General features: G+C 42.3%; 21 protein-coding genes, 1 tRNA gene and 2 pseudogenes. 23 read left to right on the top strand and 1 reads right to left on the bottom strand.

Annotated features, from left to right (window positions below):
- The 14 genes from CSH31_RS02110 (at position 1) to CSH31_RS02050 (ending at position 9,288) form a co-directional block, all read left to right on the top strand.
- Positions 1–1,392 (top strand): hypothetical protein, encoded by a 1,392-nt coding sequence (locus tag CSH31_RS02110; RefSeq protein WP_128008672.1) that lies wholly within the window; start codon positions 1–3, stop codon positions 1,390–1,392.
- A 10-nt stretch (positions 1,393–1,402) separates the two neighbouring features.
- Positions 1,403–1,918, top strand: a complete 516-nt coding sequence (locus CSH31_RS02105) for a cob(I)yrinic acid a,c-diamide adenosyltransferase (protein ID WP_128008671.1) — start codon at positions 1,403–1,405, stop codon at positions 1,916–1,918.
- Positions 1,919–1,920: 2 nt separating this feature from the next.
- Entirely contained in the window at positions 1,921–2,433 is a 513-nt protein-coding gene (locus tag CSH31_RS02100) for a hypothetical protein (RefSeq protein WP_128008670.1), read from the top strand.
- Positions 2,434–2,444: 11 nt separating this feature from the next.
- On the top strand, positions 2,445–3,164 hold the full coding sequence (locus tag CSH31_RS02095; RefSeq protein WP_128008669.1) for a hypothetical protein: 720 nt from the start codon (positions 2,445–2,447) through the stop codon (positions 3,162–3,164).
- A 174-nt stretch (positions 3,165–3,338) separates the two neighbouring features.
- Positions 3,339–5,207 (top strand): DNA polymerase III subunit gamma/tau, encoded by a 1,869-nt coding sequence (gene dnaX, locus CSH31_RS02090; protein ID WP_128008668.1) that lies wholly within the window; start codon positions 3,339–3,341, stop codon positions 5,205–5,207.
- A 25-nt stretch (positions 5,208–5,232) separates the two neighbouring features.
- Positions 5,233–5,520 carry a YbaB/EbfC family nucleoid-associated protein gene (locus CSH31_RS02085; protein WP_127942796.1) on the top strand — a complete coding sequence of 96 codons (288 nt, stop codon included), beginning with the start codon at positions 5,233–5,235 and terminating at the stop codon, positions 5,518–5,520.
- Between the two features lie 21 nt (positions 5,521–5,541).
- Positions 5,542–5,976: a dTMP kinase gene (tmk, locus tag CSH31_RS02080; RefSeq protein WP_128008667.1), complete on the top strand. Its 435-nt coding sequence runs from the start codon at positions 5,542–5,544 to the stop codon at positions 5,974–5,976.
- 34 nt (positions 5,977–6,010) lie between these two features.
- The gene (locus CSH31_RS02075) at positions 6,011–6,184 is read left to right on the top strand and encodes a hypothetical protein (RefSeq protein ID WP_236630697.1); all 174 of its coding nucleotides are present in this window, start codon (positions 6,011–6,013) and stop codon (positions 6,182–6,184) included.
- 1 nt (position 6,185) lies between these two features.
- Complete coding sequence (locus tag CSH31_RS02070) at positions 6,186–7,139, top strand: hypothetical protein (RefSeq protein WP_128008665.1); 954 nt, start codon at positions 6,186–6,188, stop codon at positions 7,137–7,139.
- Positions 7,132–7,446: an SAM-dependent methyltransferase gene (locus CSH31_RS04630; RefSeq protein WP_128008664.1), complete on the top strand. Its 315-nt coding sequence runs from the start codon at positions 7,132–7,134 to the stop codon at positions 7,444–7,446. The genes CSH31_RS02070 and CSH31_RS04630 overlap by 8 nt, the downstream gene beginning before the upstream one ends.
- Positions 7,447–7,636: 190 nt before the next feature.
- Complete coding sequence (locus tag CSH31_RS04625; protein ID WP_161565675.1) at positions 7,637–7,807, top strand: hypothetical protein; 171 nt, start codon at positions 7,637–7,639, stop codon at positions 7,805–7,807.
- A 21-nt stretch (positions 7,808–7,828) separates the two neighbouring features.
- Positions 7,829–8,251: a hypothetical protein gene (locus tag CSH31_RS02060; RefSeq protein ID WP_128008663.1), complete on the top strand. Its 423-nt coding sequence runs from the start codon at positions 7,829–7,831 to the stop codon at positions 8,249–8,251.
- A 165-nt stretch (positions 8,252–8,416) separates the two neighbouring features.
- Positions 8,417–9,187 carry a phosphotransferase gene (locus tag CSH31_RS02055; protein ID WP_127942791.1) on the top strand — a complete coding sequence of 257 codons (771 nt, stop codon included), beginning with the start codon at positions 8,417–8,419 and terminating at the stop codon, positions 9,185–9,187.
- A gap of 25 nt (positions 9,188–9,212) precedes the next feature.
- Positions 9,213–9,288 (top strand) — tRNA-His (locus CSH31_RS02050).
- Between the two features lie 15 nt (positions 9,289–9,303).
- Here CSH31_RS02050 and CSH31_RS02045 read toward each other — a convergent pair.
- Positions 9,304–9,879, bottom strand: a complete 576-nt coding sequence (locus CSH31_RS02045; RefSeq protein WP_127943102.1) for a thymidine kinase — start codon at positions 9,877–9,879, stop codon at positions 9,304–9,306.
- Positions 9,880–10,166: 287 nt separating this feature from the next.
- Between CSH31_RS02045 and ychF the strand changes: the two are divergent.
- From ychF to CSH31_RS04620, 9 genes and pseudogenes are all read left to right on the top strand, one after another.
- Positions 10,167–11,261 (top strand): annotated as a pseudogene (gene ychF, locus CSH31_RS02040) (redox-regulated ATPase YchF).
- 37 nt (positions 11,262–11,298) lie between these two features.
- A complete protein-coding gene (locus CSH31_RS02035) occupies positions 11,299–11,604 on the top strand; it encodes a hypothetical protein (protein ID WP_128008662.1) in 306 nt (101 codons plus the stop codon).
- The gene (locus tag CSH31_RS02030; protein WP_128008661.1) at positions 11,537–12,481 is read left to right on the top strand and encodes a hypothetical protein; all 945 of its coding nucleotides are present in this window, start codon (positions 11,537–11,539) and stop codon (positions 12,479–12,481) included. The genes CSH31_RS02035 and CSH31_RS02030 overlap by 68 nt, the downstream gene beginning before the upstream one ends.
- The gene (locus tag CSH31_RS02025; protein WP_128008660.1) at positions 12,442–13,104 is read left to right on the top strand and encodes a helicase-related protein; all 663 of its coding nucleotides are present in this window, start codon (positions 12,442–12,444) and stop codon (positions 13,102–13,104) included. The genes CSH31_RS02030 and CSH31_RS02025 overlap by 40 nt, the downstream gene beginning before the upstream one ends.
- On the top strand, positions 13,062–13,730 hold the full coding sequence (locus tag CSH31_RS02020; RefSeq protein WP_128008659.1) for a hypothetical protein: 669 nt from the start codon (positions 13,062–13,064) through the stop codon (positions 13,728–13,730). Before CSH31_RS02025 ends, CSH31_RS02020 begins: the two co-directional genes overlap by 43 nt.
- A gap of 95 nt (positions 13,731–13,825) precedes the next feature.
- Entirely contained in the window at positions 13,826–14,368 is a 543-nt protein-coding gene (locus CSH31_RS02015; protein WP_127942787.1) for a hypothetical protein, read from the top strand.
- Between the two features lie 26 nt (positions 14,369–14,394).
- Complete coding sequence (locus CSH31_RS02010; RefSeq protein WP_161565532.1) at positions 14,395–14,793, top strand: DNA starvation/stationary phase protection protein; 399 nt, start codon at positions 14,395–14,397, stop codon at positions 14,791–14,793.
- 18 nt (positions 14,794–14,811) lie between these two features.
- Positions 14,812–16,790, top strand: a pseudogene (gene uvrB, locus CSH31_RS02005) (excinuclease ABC subunit UvrB).
- An 85-nt stretch (positions 16,791–16,875) separates the two neighbouring features.
- Positions 16,876–17,241: a PTS transporter subunit EIIC gene (locus tag CSH31_RS04620; RefSeq protein ID WP_236630696.1), complete on the top strand. Its 366-nt coding sequence runs from the start codon at positions 16,876–16,878 to the stop codon at positions 17,239–17,241.
- The last annotated feature ends 25 nt before the right edge of the window (positions 17,242–17,266 follow it).

Raw genomic sequence — 17,266 nt, 5'->3', positions numbered from 1 at the left:
ATGCAAAAAATTCTCTACCCATTTTTCACCTTGGCTTTAATTAGCCCGACTCTAACTGTTTTGGCTTGCAGTACCCAAACATCTGACCAAGAAAAACCGCCGGCCAAAGACGATAAGCTTAACGAAAAAGAAAAAATACCTCCTGAAAACAAACGCCTTGACATGGAAGCAGTTAAAAAATTACCTCGTTTTGAAGTTGATGGTCAGCCCTACAACGTAATTAACGACGGACTATACTTAGTCAAAAAAGATTACCAAGGCGTTTTTTGATGGGGTGATAAAACCCACGGCACCCAGGTCGATGCTCAAGTTGTGCCACTTCACACCGACATGCCCTTTGGATCTGGACTATCTCTTTTTGCTGACGGAGATTCTTTTTACGTTCTTTACAACGACGATGATAATGATGGTCACTCAATCGCCCACTTTCTAGAAAGTTTTTACTTAGATGACACCAATTTAATTACTAACGAAGCTTCTTTAAAAGTTAACCGGGGTCATTTTAACGCGGCCAAAATTTTTCGTAACCAAGACGATTATTCAATCGGCATACCATTTCATAAAACTACTCAATTGCAAGGCCGCACACCGCGTTACTACTGTGAGCAGTCTAAACGCATTCTTCACAAAGATTGGGATAAATATTTTGCCGAGTTTTTAGCTAAGGAAACTAACCGGGACGCGATCGCAGTCGCTTCTAATTTTTGAAATGTTAAAACGAGCCCCAACGAGGCAGGTCGTTTTGATCACAAAAATCCTGGCAATCCCGGAGCACACCAAAATTGGTATCCGCTGGTCGGCGACGAGAACTATTTTTCTTACGAAATTACCCATCAAAACGCGGTTAAAGTTACCTTTAACAAAACACCTAATAAACCATACATCGACGCTCGTTTCATTTTGACGCGCGACAACGCGCTCACTTCAGAGCACCAAATTAGCGCGCAAGATGCGAAAATTTACTCAGCAATCGTTGGTGGTAGCCAGTGGCACAAAGAGTATTTGCAAGCTTTGCCCGGTTCTTACGATTTTCGCGCGGTTAAAACTGCTTTCCACGGCAACGACCGAATTCACAAAATTGGTGATTCCTACATTTATCTCCAAAGAAAACACGTTACTTGGCTGGGTAAAGAATTTGACAAGAACCCTAAATTTCAAGGTTTTCGCTTGGACGATCTAGACGGATCAAGTTACCATATCAAGCCGCCAACACCAGGTCCCAAACCTAACGAATGAGTCGTTGATCTTTACCAACTAATTCCTGATGGCAAACACTTTAAACTAACTAAGTTTGCCTCTGGGGATTCGTTTTTCTACCAACTCGATAATGTCAGCGAAGGAAAAAGTGTTTTCAGCGGAATTTTTGCGATTAAGGAGATGCGGGTAGTTTAACTACTAAATTATGTTGCACATTTACTGAGGATTTGGCAAAGGTAAAACTTCGGCGCTTAACGGTTCAGCGATTCGTGCCAAAGGCGCTGGAATGCGGGTGGCTTACTACCGCTTTCTCAAAGGTCGACCGAGCAGCGAAAATGAGATTTTAAAATTAGTCGGCGTTCCGCCGGTTCACTTTCACCACACGGGCAAGTTCGTGATTGAAATGGATCAAAACGAAAAAGAAAAAACTCGGAAGATTGTTTACGAAGGACTTGAGCAAATTAAAAAAACCAAAGACCAGTTTGACGTGATTATTATTGATGAAATTTTAGATTTAGCTGCTTCCAGCGTCCAATTATTTTCCGAGCAATATCTGGCTAATTTTTTTAAAAAACTTGGAATTGAAAAGCGCGAAGTTCTTATTTCCGGTCACGTTAAACTGAAACAGGTTTTTGATTTAGCTGACTTAATAACGCACTTTGAACCTCAGAAACACTACTTCAACCGCGGGCTAAAAGCTCGCCAAGGAATTGAGTTTTAGAGATGACCACTCGCAAAATCACGGTGAGCGCAATTTTGACTTCGCTAGTCGTAGCGGCAAAGTACGCGCTGGGATTTATTGTCGGCGTGGAAGTCGTTACCTTTTTGTGCATTTTGTACAGCGTATTTTTGCCGTTTAGACTTTCGCAAACGATTATTTTTGCGTTTGTTATGATCACGGGAATAATTTATGGTTTTGGCACTTGGTGGTTAGTTTATTTTTTCATATTTCCTTTGGAAGGACTTTTCTCTTTCGCGTTTAAACGTCTTCTTAATAAAAACCAACTTTTCTTTGCGCTATGGTGTGGTTTTTGAGGGTTTTCAATTATGTTTTGGTATTACCCTTACGACTTGCTTTTGTTTGGTCCTTCCTTTGCGGTTGCGCGCTTTGCCACCGCGGTTATTCCCAATTTGCTCGGAGCAATTAGCAATTTTATCGCGGCCACCATTTTGTTTGAAACTAGTAAATTTCTTTTTGAAAATGTTTTTCGAGTTGACAGTAACGATTTTTGGTAGAAGGAGTAAAAATGTTAAAAAAAATGGTAATTTTGCCAAGTTTAGGACTAATCACCACTTTGGCAGTTAGTTGCGGCGCCAAGCAGACACTTTCCAAAGAAGATACTAAGACCCAGCGCGATGCTTTAGTTGAGCGGTTAGTTCAGTTAGAGAAAAAGATAGACGATGCCCAGCAAGATCGAGTAGGCTACCGGGAAAAAATCAAAGAGCTTGAGCAAAATAACACCCATCTTTTGGAACAAATCAAAGAGCTCAAACAAAAGATTAAGAAGTTAGAAACTGCCTATTTTGGGGTTGAAAACGAGGTTCGAATTATTTCAAAAACGCTTGATGGAAAGCAAGAAATGGACCAGATTTACCAAATCCAGAACGGTCAAAAAATGTTCTCCGATTTACTGCTTTGAATTAACGAGTTTGAAGTTGAACAAAAAATTGTTAACCAACCTCGGTTTGGTTTTCGTGACCCCCACGCTAAATATGGACTATTTGTTAACAGCGTTAACGGCGTATTTGCCGACTATGACGAAGAATCAAACTCATGGTGAAGCATTTTATCGCCCACTTTTGGCTCTGATTACACCAACAATTCTAGTCCGCTTGAGTACCGTCGCGACTTTGATTTAAGTAAGTTTGATGATAACGAGGTTAGACCTTGGTTTGTCAACAAAGGGGTTAGCAGTTTGCCTTTAATTGGACGTCAAATTTTGGTTTTTTGACAAAGCCCGAATTAACTGCAAACTCTAAAAGGCCATCCCAATGTGACGTAATTGGTTTTTTTTATAAAAAAACCAATTACGTCAAACAGGGGTGGCGCTGACCTATTTTTTAAGAGTTGAAGAGTTAATTTGCCTTATTTCAAATCGGTTTGCTAGCCCAGCAAACCGCCGTGTATAATTAACTAAGAAATGTCTTATAAAGCACTTTACCGCACTTATCGACCCGAAGAATTTAACCAAGTGGTTGGTCAAAATCACATTGTAACTACTTTAGAAAACGTGGTGCGCCAAGGCAAAGTTTCCCATGCTTACCTTTTTGCGGGTCCCCGGGGGACAGGTAAAACTTCGGTGGCTCACATTTTTGCCCGAGCAATCAACCAAAACGCTCGTCAAGTTGACCAAGATTTAACGCTTGACATCATTGAAATTGACGCTGCCTCCAACAACGGAGTCGCCGAAATGCGTTCAATCATTGAAAACGCTCGCTTTGCTCCCGTGCAAGGTAAGTACAAAGTTTACATCATCGATGAAGTCCACATGCTCAGCAAAGGTGCTTGAAACGCGCTTTTAAAAACTTTGGAAGAACCGCCGCGCCACATTGTTTTCATTTTAGCCACGACCGAACCCCACAAAATTCCGGCCACAATTCTTTCCCGAACTCAGCGTTTTAATTTCAAACGGATTGAACCGACGGTAATTGAAAAACAACTTTCCCAAGTTTTTGAACAAGAGAAAATTGACTGCGAACCCGAGGCGCTTAAATTTATCGCCAAGTTAGCTAACGGCGGTTTGCGCGACGCTCTTTCCATCTCTGATCAGGCGGCTGCCTTTGGCAACAACTCAATTACTTTTGAAGCTATTTCGCAAGTTTTTGGTTTGGTATCAATCGGTAAACAAATTGAACTGATTAACTCAATTTACCGCGGCGAGAGCAAAGTCTTTCTCCTCGCTTTAACCGGTTTTATTGAAAACGGAGTCGATTTAGAAAGGCTAACGTTTTCCTTGATTGAAATTTTGCGCGATCTGATCGTCTATCGGAAAACATCCGATTTTAACTTAATTGAGTATTTAACGTTGGAAGACGTGAACCAGTTAGTGGTTGATTTGAGTTTTGCTTACCAGATGGTTGACACGCTCATCGAGTTAGCTAACCAAATTAAGTTTACCCAGTTACCAAACCAACTTTTTGAGTTAAAAATGCTTGCTCTTTTGAAAACAGAACCGGCGGGTGTATCTGTGCCTGAACCAGGTCCAGTCCAGTTAGAAAATAAGTTGACAGCCGAGGAAGAGACATCAGCGACTGGCGACCAATTAAGCACCCAAACAGTTGCCGCAGATTCTCAGCTCCACGATTTAAACTTTGAAAATTTTAGCGAGACCGCTCCGGATGACCCTCAGCCAACCTTGCCCGCTGCTAGTCCAGTTAAGTCCAGACCTGATTGGGAAGATTCTTTGGTGATTCCGCTCAGTCAAGACGAAATTGGTGGCAAAAAGTTAATCAGCGCCGAAAAAGATAAGACTGTTGAAGATGATCTTGACATTACCGAACTTTTCGGACTTGACCAGTCTAACGAAACCGAAAAAATAACTCTTGATAAACCAAACAGTTACACGCTCGAGGAACTAATCAACTTACTAATCATTTCTAAGCGAGATCAGTTGCAATTTGTGAAAGGAAAATGGCCGCTCCTAACTGCTTACGCTGGTCAAGAAAAGTATGGCCAACCTGCTGCTTTGCTGATGAAAAGCAAAGTAATTAGTGCGGGCGAACACTTTGTTTTAGTTTCAAGCGAAGAAGATCAGTTAGTGCAAACTTTGAATCTTTACCGACAAAACCCGATTGTGCACCAATTAACCCAAGAGGTTTTTGGCTCTGCTCGGTGAATTTATGCGATCACTAGAGAGCAATTTGAGGAAGTCAAAAAATCTTGGAGTGTGATGAAGGCCGAGGGCCAACTACGAGCTGGCGAAGCGATTTCACCACCACAATTAGAAGTTAAAGTTGATCCGCACGAAGAAATTGGTCGCGACATCTTCGGCGATTTATTTGGAAAATAACAGTTTTGACTAGAAAGGAACCGGAATGAACATTAACGCGATGATGAAACAGGCTCGTAAAATGCAAGCCGAACTAGAAAAAGCCGAGAAAGAACTGCACAAACGTAAATTTGAAGTTAATAAACAAGGACTTTCGATTGTCATGTTGGGTAACCGGCGGCTAGATAAAGTTGACATTGACCCGGCTCTAATTGATCCGGACGACAAAGAGATAGTGGAGGACCTTTTCATGCTAGCTGTGAACGAAGCTAACGAATTGATTGACCAAGCCGAGGAGGCGATTCAACCCAAAAACACTAATTTGCCCTTGTAGCGCAATTTAGTTCGGGCCGTTATGGTTCAAAAAAACAAACAAGGACTTTTAGTTACTTTTGAAGGATTAGACGGATCGGGAAAAACGACCGTTATCAAAGAAATTCAAAAATGACTGGATAGTTTAAAAATTGCTAACGTGATAACTCGTGAGCCGGGCTCATCCAACCCGATCACTAGTCAAATCCGTTCTTTGGTGCTTGACGAAAAGACGCCGATTAGCGCTATGAGCCAGCTACTTCTTTATTCGCTAGACCGGAGAATAAATTTAGAGCGGCACATTTGACCCGCCCTTAAATCTAACAAAGTCGTACTTTGCGACCGCTACTTAGATTCTTCGTTAGTCTACCAAGGTTACGCAGGTCAGTTAGGAATTGATAAAGTTTGGGAAATGCAAAAATTCATTACCCAAAATACGATCCCTGACTTAACTTTTTTTCTTTGATTTACCGCCTAGGCAAGCTAAAATTCGTACGCAAAGTCGCGCAAAGTTGGACCGCTTTGAATCGGTGAATCGCAAGTTTCGAAATCTTATTAACCAGGGCTACCGCCAGGTAATCAAAAAGTTTAACGAGCGGTTTAAAACAATTGATGCCTCCCTAGACCAGGCGAGTGTTTTGCAAGAGGTTAAGGACGCTTTAAAGAAAGTTTTAAAATTAGACTAGGTTAATTTATGGCAAATCTTGAACTATTTCGCGAGACAAATCCGACAGCCTACCGCATCATCCGGAATTCCTTTCGCAACAAAAAGTTGCTCACACCTACCTTTTTAACGGCGGGATTGACACCGATTTAGAACAAGCGCCGGAAATACTCATTCAAGCGCTAATTAGTGATAACGACATTTTTGCCGGTCAACCAGGTCGTCTCACTAAAACTTACCCGGACTTGCTCGTCGTGGACGGACAAAGTAAATTAATTACTAAGGAGCAAATTAGCGCCGTCAGAGAGAAATTACAACTAACGGCTTTAGACGACAAAGGCGTCAAAATTTTGCTAATTAAAAAAGTTGAAAACAGCAATAAATACGCCCTAAACATGCTGCTTAAAATCATGGAAAGTCCGCCTCCGGCGACTTACATCATTATGACCGCTAGCCAAGTTCACCGCGTGTTAACTACGATTAGATCGCGTTCGCTGGAAATTCGTCTCCGTCCAATTTCTTTTGTTAAGACCATTGAGATTTTGCGTAAACACAATTTGTCGCAGCAGTACGCCCGCGTCTTAGCTTTTTTAACGCGCAGTCCCGAACGGGCTGAAGATTGAATTAACCGCCTGCAATTTAGCGAACTTTACCCCAGCGTTTGCCAAATTTTAACTAAGACTTGCCGTGAACCAGCTCAAAGCATTCGACTCAAAAAATTGTTTAACTCTAGCAATCAAGTGCTTTTAGTTTTGATTTTACTTGTCATCGTGGAAGACATTGCTCGCGCTCAGCACGGCTACCAGTTAATTAATCCCGACCACCAAGACATCGTTAATTGGTCGCTCGCGGCAAACTTTGACACCCAGCGAGCTTTTGCGGCTGTCGAAAGTTTCTTAACGATGGTCAAACACAACGTTAACCAATCGCTCAATTGGAACTCCTTAGTTTTAAATTGAGAAAAGTGTTATGGCTAAACTTTACTTTGTGGCTACGCCAATTGGCAACAGCCAAGATTTAACTTTTCGCGCCAAGAGCACACTAGAGCAAGTCGCTTACATCGCTTGTGAAGACACGCGCCGAATTCGCAAACTTTTAGCAATTTATGCGATTAAAGGTAAAAAACTACTTGTTCACCATGCTCACAACGAACGCCAAAGCACACCGGGCATCATTAAGTTAGTTGAGCAAGGTTTTGATGTCGCCTTGGTTAGCGATGCCGGGATGCCCGGCATTGCCGATCCGGGCTTTTTACTTATGCGTGCTGCGCTTGAAAAAACTTAGCGGTAGAAATCATTCCCGGAGTTTCCGCTTTAACTACGGCAGTTGTTTGAGCTAATTTGGACCAGTTTTTTACTTTTTTAGGTTTTTTACCAGCCCGTAAAATTAAGCGTCAAAACCAACTCAAAAACTACCGAGCGGAACTTTTGTCGTTTATGTTCCTCCCCACCAACTTCTTGCTACTCTAGAAGACTTGGCGAGCGTTTTTCAAAATCAAGTTGAAGTTTTCGTGGGCAAAGAATTGACTAAACAATTTGAAACTCACTGACGCGGCAATCCTATGCAAATTAAGTCCGCTCTAGATCCCCAAAAAATCAAGGGCGAATTTACTCTCGTTTTCAAAGTTAAAAGTCAAAGAGCATAAAATTACTTTGCTACCAAAACTATGCACCAGAAAATTCGTACCATCACACTTTGCGCCTTGATGCTCACGCTTTTATTGCTCGCTCACACTTTGGCATGGTTGATGCCCGACTTGCCGAGCGGACTCGGGTCAGTTTTTGTTTTGCCCGAACTTTTAACGGTCGGCTTCTCCTTTTTTTTCGGCTGAAAAAAAACGCTATTGACAGGTTTAATTTTTTATGGAGCACTGGTTTGGGCTGCTCCGGCAATTTTAATCAGCGGCATCTTTTGAGCTAAAAATGCCTGAGCCGGACTGGGCGTGTTAACACTTGATTATTGGCTGCCCTACCTATTTTTGGCTTTGAGCGGCTCCTGAACTTGGAAAAAAACGTCCGTCTGATTCAACCTAGGTTGGACTTTTCTGATGGTCGGCGGCTTTACTGCTCCCACGTTGTTTCCGGGGTAGTTTTATGGGCGTCGTACGCCTGGGAAGGTTACTCAGCTTGAACTTATTCCCTAGTAGCCAACAGTTTTCGTAGTGCCGTCTTATTAATTAGTTCCGGTGCAAGTTTGCCGCTTTGCCTTAGAACAATTAACAAAAATAATTTGAACCAAAACCGGAAACAAATTTATGCTTCGTATTAAAAAATTATTTACCCGACTAAGCCAAATTAAGAGTGAGCAAATTTTAGATTACAAACTGATCCACGCGGGTTACACTAACGACAATTATCTTTTTAAACTCAATAGCGGGCAAAAATACATCTTGAGAATTCCCCGACGTCAAAACGATTTTGAGCAGGAAAAAAAGCTTTATGAGCTTTTTGGCATCGGAGCAGGACTTTATTTTTCCACGACCGATGGGATTGTCATTAGACCGTGAATTAGCGGCAAACACCCCGATTTAGGCTCAGAAAGCAATTTAAAAAAGTTGCTCGTTGTGCTCAAAAAAGTTCACCAGACAAAAGTTGATTTCCCGGTTTTAAAACAAAATTGGTTGGCGTACCTAAACGTTAACGACTTGCCCGGCCCGATCACTGAACTTTACCAAAATGTGGTGCGCAAAATTACTGCTCTTCAAAAGTTAGTTTTGACTCACCACGATTTAAACAAACACAACATTTTGGTAAACACGCGCGGTCAAATGCTTCTACTAGATTGGGAGTGGGCCAGACTTGATGATGCCTACTTTGATTTTGCTTCGCTGGCGCTTTTGCCCGAGGTAGATCAGGCCAAACTAGTGCGCTTAGCAGGCCTAGATCAGAAACTTTTAAAACTTTACCAGTTTGCTATTTTGGTTTTTAGTCACATGTGATGTAACTTTGTCAGCACGAGCGCCAGCTTGGTTTTGAAGCAGCATTTAACCAAGCAGATCGAATTTTTCGCCCGCGAAATCAGTTAAAATGTGGGAGTTAAGTTTCTAAGTGGCGTACGTGGTGAAGTGGTTAACACATCGGATTGTGGTTCCGACATTCGCGGGTTCAATTCCCGTCGTACGCCCCATTTTTTTTAATTAATTTAGCAGTTCTCGTTTTTGTCTTCCATCCCAAGTCGGTAACAGTGTCGGCAACGCGCTTCGTATTCTTTGTCGCCAATTTGGATTAATTCCTTGCCGCCTTTGAGACGAAATGTTAACGTTGCAGCGGCTCCGCAAATCACGCAGACTGCGATTAATTTATCAACTTTATCGCTAATTGCTAACAGGGTGGGCATCACGCCAAAAGGCTGCGCCAAGTAGTTTTTATCTAACCCTGAAATTACCACTCGCACGCCTTGGTCAGCCAGTTTAACCACTACTTTAACAATTTCAGCGTCAAAAAACTGTGCTTCATCAATCGCAACAGCTCGGAAGGCTGGAGTTCACTTTTCCATAATTTGGCGGGCATTGTCAACGCTAATGGTTTCAATTGAAGTGCCGGCTCGCGAAAAAATTGCGTCTTTATTTCAACGTTTTTCAATTTTGGGTTTGACGACTAACGTTTTAATTTTTGCGTACTGCAAAATTTTGATCCGCTTAATCAATTCTTCGGATTTGCCCGAAAACATTGGACCAGTAATTACTTCAATTAAACCGTTGGGAAACCTAAGATACATCATCTTCACTTTCCATTATAAGAACTTATCTTTTTAAGAATGTTCTTTTATGAGCAAAAATTTCTTTTCGCGAGCCCCCAGCAAATATATAATCTTAGTCGTGGAAGAAAAGTCTCCTTACAGTCAAGAGTTTACCCAGCAATTTTTGCGTAAACAAAACAATCAAAACGCAAATTTGGTAAGTTACTAGCCGGTTTAATAATTCTGCTCCTTTTGATCGGAGCAATTTTTGTCTTGACTTACGCGATCTCGTTAGCTAAAAAGATTTAACACCCGGAAAGGAATCAATGAGTCTGAGGGCAGGTATTGTTGGTTTGCCCAACGTCGGTAAATCAACGCTTTTTAAAACGCTCACCAAGTTGCAAGTTGAAATTGCCAACTATCCTTTTGCGACCATTCAGCCCAACGTAGGGGTGGTAGAAGTGCCTGACGTTCGCCTTGAGCAGTTAGTTCAAGTGGCCCGACCCAGCAAGTTTTACCGGCCATTTTTGAATTTACTGATATTGCGGGTTTGGTTAAAGGAGCTAGTCAAGGCGAAGGGCTTGGCAACCAATTTTTGAGTAATATTCGGGAAGTTGATGCGATTGTCCATGTGGTCAGATGTTTTACCGATCCAGCGTTATTCACGTTGCTAACCAAGTTGATCCAGTTTTAGATGTGCAAATAGTTAACTTGGAACTAATGCAAGCCGATTTAGAAAGCGTTAAAAAAATCCGCACTCGTTTACACAAAAAAGCCCAATCTGATAAAAAAGTTGCGCTGGAATTTAACTTCGTAGAAAAGTTGATTTTTCACCTTGGTCAAGATCACATGGTGCACACGATTAAGTTAAACCAGGCCGAGCAGGACTGACTTAAAAATTACCACCTTCTTAGCGCTAAACCGGTTTTGTATTTAGCTAACGTGGACGAAAAACACCTAGCCAATCCTGAGCAGTCTCAGTCTTTTCAGCAATTAAAAAAGTACTTGGATTCAATAGGCGGTCAAGTTTTGGCTCTTTGCGTTCAAGCCGAAAGTGATTTAGCCGATTTAGAAGGACAGGAAAAAAACGAGTTTTTGGCTCAACTAGGCATTCAAACAAGTGGAGTTGACAAACTAATTCGGGCTAGTTACGATCTTTTAAATTTAGCAACATTTTTTACGGTTGGACCCAAGAGGTGCGCGCGTGAACTTTCAAAAAAGGCATGAATGCTCAAGACTGCGCCGGCATTATCCACAGCGACTTTGCCCGCGGTTTTATCCGGGCTGAAGTGGTTCGTTTTGGCGATTATATAGCCGGGCAGGGTTGGTCTGGCGCGCGTACAGTTGGTAAAGTTAGTCAGGAAGGCAAAAGTTATCTAATGCAAGATGGAGACATCGTCTTGTTTCGTTTTAATGTCTAGATGTTTAAAGACTAGAAATGTATAATGGTGAGAAATCATGAAATTAACCAAATTATTTAAATCCACCGAACTTAAAAAGGCCGAACAAAACCTCAAAGAAATTAATCAACTCGGCAAGTCAGTCGCTAAGCTAACTGATGAAGAGCTTCGCCACAAAACAACCGAGTTTAAAGAACGTTTGCTGGCCGGTGAAAGTCTTGATGAGTTAAAAAACGAAGCTTTCGCAGTCGTGCGCGAAGCGACCGAGCGGGTTTTGAAAAAGCGTCTTTTTTGATGTGCAAATTTTGGGCGGTTTAATTATCCACGAAGGTTCGGTGATTGAGATGAAAACTGGGGAAGGTAAAACAATCACTTCCATTCCGCCCGTTTACTTAAACGCTTTGCTTGGTCACGGAGTAATCGTGTCCACTGTTAACGAATACTTGACCAAACGCGATGCCGAAGAAACTGGACTAGTTTATAACTTTTTAGGTCTAACGGTCGGCACAAACTTACGCGAGTTAAGTGCCCATGATAAACGAGCCGCCTACGCAGCTGACATTACTTACTCGGTTCACTCGGAAATTGGTTTTGATTACCTGCGCGACAACATGGTTAAATCAATTGATCAAAAAGTTCAGCGCGGGTTTCACTTTTGTCTCGTGGATGAAGTGGACTCAATTTTGATTGACGAGGCCCGAACCCCTCTAATCATTACCGGCGGTCAAACCACTAATTCGGAGCAGTATAACGCCGCTAACGCTTTTGTCAACACTTTGAGCGAAAAAGATTACGAAATCGATTGGGAATCTAAAACGATTCAACTTTCTGACCACGGCGCTAACAAAGCGAACCGTTTTTTTGCCGTTAAAAACATTTACGACATCCAAAGTTCAGAAGTTATTCACCGCGTTCACAACGCTTTAAGAGCTAAGTTTCTCATGAAGCGTGACGTGGAATACATCGTGAGCGAAAATAAAATTTTGCTCGTGGATGCTTTCACCGGACGAGTTATGGAAGGTCGTTCGTATTCGGACGGACTTCAGCAGGCAATCCAAGCCAAAGAAGGTGTTGAAATTGAACCCGAAACCACCACCTTGGCCACGATTACCTACCAGAACTTGTTTCGGATGTTTAAAAAGCTCTCGGGTATGACTGGACCGCGAAGACCGAAGAAGATGAGTTCATTGACATTTACAACATGCGTGTCCACGAAATTCCGACTAACAAACCGATGATAAGAATTGACCACCCCGATGTCATCTACGTGGATCAGCAGTATAAGTACCAGGCGATTGTGGCTGACATTGCCGCTCGCTTTGCTAAAGGTCAGCCTGTTTTGGTCGGAACCGAAGAAGTTTACGAATCTGAAAAACTCTCACGCATGTTAAAGGCCGAAAAAATTCCCCACACAGTTTTGAACGCCAAGCAAAATAAGCAGGAAGCGGAAATTATCGCCAAAGCGGGCGAAATTAATTCCATTACAATTGCGACTAACATGGCCGGTCGGGGAACTGACATTAAGCCGAGCCAGCGCGCGGTTGAACTGGGCGGTCTGTACGTGCTAGGAACTAACAAAGCCGAGGCCCGTCGAATTGACAACCAGTTGCGCGGACGCTCTGGTCGTCAAGGCGACATTGGCGAATCGCGTTTTTACATTTCGCTAGACGATAAATTAATCAAACGTTTTTCTAACCAGGAAAAACTTAAGAAACATTTTATGTCTTACGGACCTAAACCGATTAGCGGCAAACTGATTAACCGTTACATTAACCGTGCTCAACGAAAAATTGAGGCTTTAACTTTGACACCCGTAAAAACTTGCTCCAGTACGACGACGTTGTTCGTCAACAACGCGATTTAATTTACGCTCAGCGCGATTTAATCATTTCTCAAACTGATCTTTACCCGGTCATCGTGCGGATGATTAAGTCGGTGGTGAGCGACTTAGTTGAATTCCCGCAGTTTTTCCGCAACGATGGTTCGATGGACTTAGACAAAATGGTGGCAACCATTAACCACGTTTGGTTTCAGTTAGTGGACTTTAAATTCCACGTTAACCAACTAGTTGATTTTAGTAAAGAGGAATTAATTGAACAAATTAGTAAAGATGCAGTTGAAGTTTACGATGTCTTGCGCTCGCGAATAATTGACAACGTTAACGAGGAAAGCGCGCACCAAATGGAGCGCGAAATTTTATTAATGACTTTTGACCAAAATTGACAACTTCACATTGACCAAATGACAAAACTAAGGTCGTCTTCCTCGTTAGCTCACTATGCCCAAAAAAACCCGTACCAAGTTTACGTGGAACGTGGTACCGAGTTATTTCGCGACTTACTCAAACGTATCTCCCACAACGTAGTGCGGATTTTGATGCAAAACAGGTACGCTCAGCAAAAAGTTAACACGCGCGAAGCGCAGATCAGCGCTTTGCTCAAAAAAATGGAAAGCAAAGCCGACGTCAAAGACACAAAGAACAGTAAGTAAGTTGGGTTTTCGTGGTTTGACAAAAATCGCTTTAAAAAACAAAATTACAATAAATGTATTTTTGCTATAATTAACTCAATTCACAACCCTTAACTATGAAAAGACTTTTTTACCGTTTAGAAACAAGTGATTTAATTCGTCAAATCACGATATCGGCTTTATTAATTACACTTGGCGTGGTAATTGAGCGTTTTTTACATTTCCACGTTTCAGTGGGCGTTTATCCAATTTGCTTGGGCGGTCTTTTGATGGCTTTAGCGATTCCGCTTTTGGTTGATTGGCGAGTCTCTTTAGTGAGCAGTTTGGCGTTAATCACTTTAACCGAGTTACTAATTTCGGGCGATGCTAATTTCTGACTCAACTACTTACCAATGATTACGGCAATTGTAGTGATTGAGATTTTTAAATCTTTTAAACACCTTGGTTGAGCTGCGCTTGGTCTTACGATTGCGCTGGCCGCATTCGTTATTTTAAAAGCGTTTTTAACTCAGTTAGTTTACGGGAGTTCCATGGCACTTGCTATGCTAGTTTCAACGGGCATTCAAATGGCTATCCTCGGGCCCGTCGCGCTCCTAATTTACGTGTCGCTTTACCGTGTTATGATTAGCATGAATCGAACGTTTTATAAATTAACTTAGTTTTTTGAGGTGAGAAAATGCTTGATATGAACAAATTGCTAGCCAGCGTAGCGGTGGCAACTCAAAACGCTCAAAACATGCATTGGAATGTTCGCGGTCAGCAGTTTCGAACTTTTCACAAGTTAACCGAAAAGCTTTACCAAGGGCTTAACGAGTTTGTTGACGCGTTAGCAGAAAAAATTGCGATGCAAAACGATCAGCCTTTGTCAACGATGGCGTCCTACTTGGAACACAGTCAAATTAAGGAGTATAAGCCCCACGCTTTTAGTGCTCAAGAAATTGTTACCAACGTGGTTAACGATCTTAATAAAATTCAAACTTTGGCCGAGCAAGTCAAAACTAACAGCGTTATCCAACCGCTTTTAGACGAAATTTTTCTTTTCGTTGATAAACAGCGTTGGTTTTTTGCTGCCCATGCCAAGTAGTAGGTGATTAAACCGTTGATGAATTTTAAGTTAGAAAGTAAGTTTAAACCGGCTGGCGATCAACCGCAGGCGATTAAGGAGCTCTGAGCCGGTCTAGTTCAAAAAAAGAGCGACCAAGTTTTGCTCGGGGCCACCGGCACGGGCAAAACTTTTACAATCGCCCACGTAATTGAAAAATTTCAGCGACCAACTTTGGTGCTTTCGCACAACAAAACTTTAGCAGCTCAACTTTATTCCGAGCTAAAAAGTCTTTTTCCCAATAACAACGTGGAATACTTTATTTCTAACTTTGACTACTACCGTCCGAAGCTTACTTACCTTCCTCAGACACTTACATCGAAAAAACTTCCCAAAGTAACTGGGACATTGAAGTGATGCGAATGAGTGCGCTCAACTCGTTATTGACTCGCAAAGACACAGTTGTAGTTGCTTCCGTGGCGGCCATATACGCTCAACTATCGCCCAAAGAATACGTGGCCACCTTCATGCACTTAAAAGTGGGTCAAAAAATGCGTCGCGAAGATTTGTTGAATGCACTTGTGACGCGTAACTACACTCGCAACGACGTAGAGCTAGCCCCCGGCCGGTTTAGAGTACGGGGTGATGTGATCGAAATCAGTCCGGGATGGACCCAAAACTACTACATTCGAATTGGTTTGCTTGATGAGCAAATCGAATCAATTGCCCAGATTGACACTTTAACGGGCGAACTCATTAAAAAGGAAAATAATCGCCTGCTTTTTCCAGCCGATGCTTACACAACTAGTCGCGATGTAATTAAAAGAGCCACCAAAACGATTGCCGATGAACTAGTCACTCGTTTGGCTGAACTGCGCAAACAAAACAAACTTTTGGAAGTGCAAAGGTTAGAGCAGCGCACTAACTCGGACATTGAATCGCTACTTGAGTTTGGCACTTGCCCAGGAATTGAGAACTATTCTCGTCACCTAGAAGGTCGCCTACCTGGTCAGCGCCCAGCGACGATACTGGACTATTTTCCAGCCGATTCATTGATGGTAATCGATGAATCGCACATGATGATCCCGCAAATCAATGCCATGTATAACGGGGATCGCGCTCGCAAGGAAACTTTGGTGGAATACGGTTTTCGTTTGCCGTCGGCACTAGATAACCGGCCGCTAAAATTCGGAGAGTTTGAGACTTTTGAGTTTAACCGCATTTATGTTTCCGCTACGCCAGCGGATTATGAAATTGAAAAATCGGATCACCGTATCATTAGTCAAATCGTTCGTCCGACTGGTTTGCTTGATCCGGTAATTGAAGTGCGCCCCATCGTCAACCAAGTGGAAGATATTTTTAACAGCATCAAACTCCAAATCAAACAAAAAGAGCGCACGATCATTTTGACCACGACTAAGAAAATGGCGGAAGAACTTTCTTTTTACCTCAAAGAGAGAGGACTTAAAATCGCTTACATTCACTCCGAGCACAAAACTTTTGAAAGAGATGACATTTTGCGCAAGTTGCGTAAAGGTGTTTACGACGCCATCGTGGGTGTGAATCTGATTCGCGAAGGAATTGACATCCCGGAGGTATCGCTAATTTGCGTGGTTGATGCTGATAAAGAGTCTTTTTTCCGCTCAACTAAGTCGCTGATTCAAATCATTGGTCGTGCCGCTCGAAATGTGCACGGACGAGTTATTTTTTACGGCGATAAAGTGACTACTTCCATGCAAAACGCGATCGATGAAACTAACCGCCGTCGCAAAATTCAAATCGCTTACAACCAAAAACACGGCATTGTTCCTCAAACGGTTGTCAAACCGATTCCAGCTCCAATTCACGGGCAATCAATTGACCAAGCAATTGAAGAATTTAAAACTGGTCGTCGTCAAAAAGACAAAAAGCAACAACGCGAGTTTATCGCTGATTTACGACGTCAAATGCTGCGCGCTTCAAAAGAACTTGATTTTGAAAGAGCAGCGCAACTGCGCGACATTATCATTGAACTAGAAGTTGAGTATCACCTTGAGTAGCTTGTTTGAGCAAGTTGTTTAAACAAGTTTAGGAAAAGTCGTCCAGTTAGGCAGCTATAATCTTAAATTAGCAAGTAACCTTCTAATGTCGGTAAAAACAAAGACCCAAAATCTTCGATCGCCTAGGGCGACGGGACAATTCAAAAATTTAGTCAGTCGTTTTGCCAAAGCAATTTTAACGATGATTGCCGTTTTGCCCGCGGCTGGTTTACTAATTGTGCTTGGGAAAGTGATTGGTCCACTTGGTTTAGGCAAGATACCAGCTAGTTCGGCTGTTTTTAATCAAATTGGCACGGTAATTGAAACCGTTGGTTGACTACCTTTTACTCACATTGGTCTTTTATTTGCCATCGCGATCGGAGGCGCTTGGTCGAAAAATTCGGCCGGAGGCGCCTTTGCAGCGGGACTGAGTTACTTTACTTTGTTGGCGGTTGGATCTTCGTTTTTTTAATTAGAACAGACGGCGCAAACAGCGA

This window comes from Mycoplasma sp. ATU-Cv-508 (genome assembly GCF_004011945.1).
GTDB lineage: Bacteria > Bacillota_I > Bacilli_A > Mycoplasmatales > Metamycoplasmataceae > RYZV01.
Note: the sequence above shows the minus strand (reverse complement) of the source record. Positions and strands in the feature narration are given on the sequence as shown.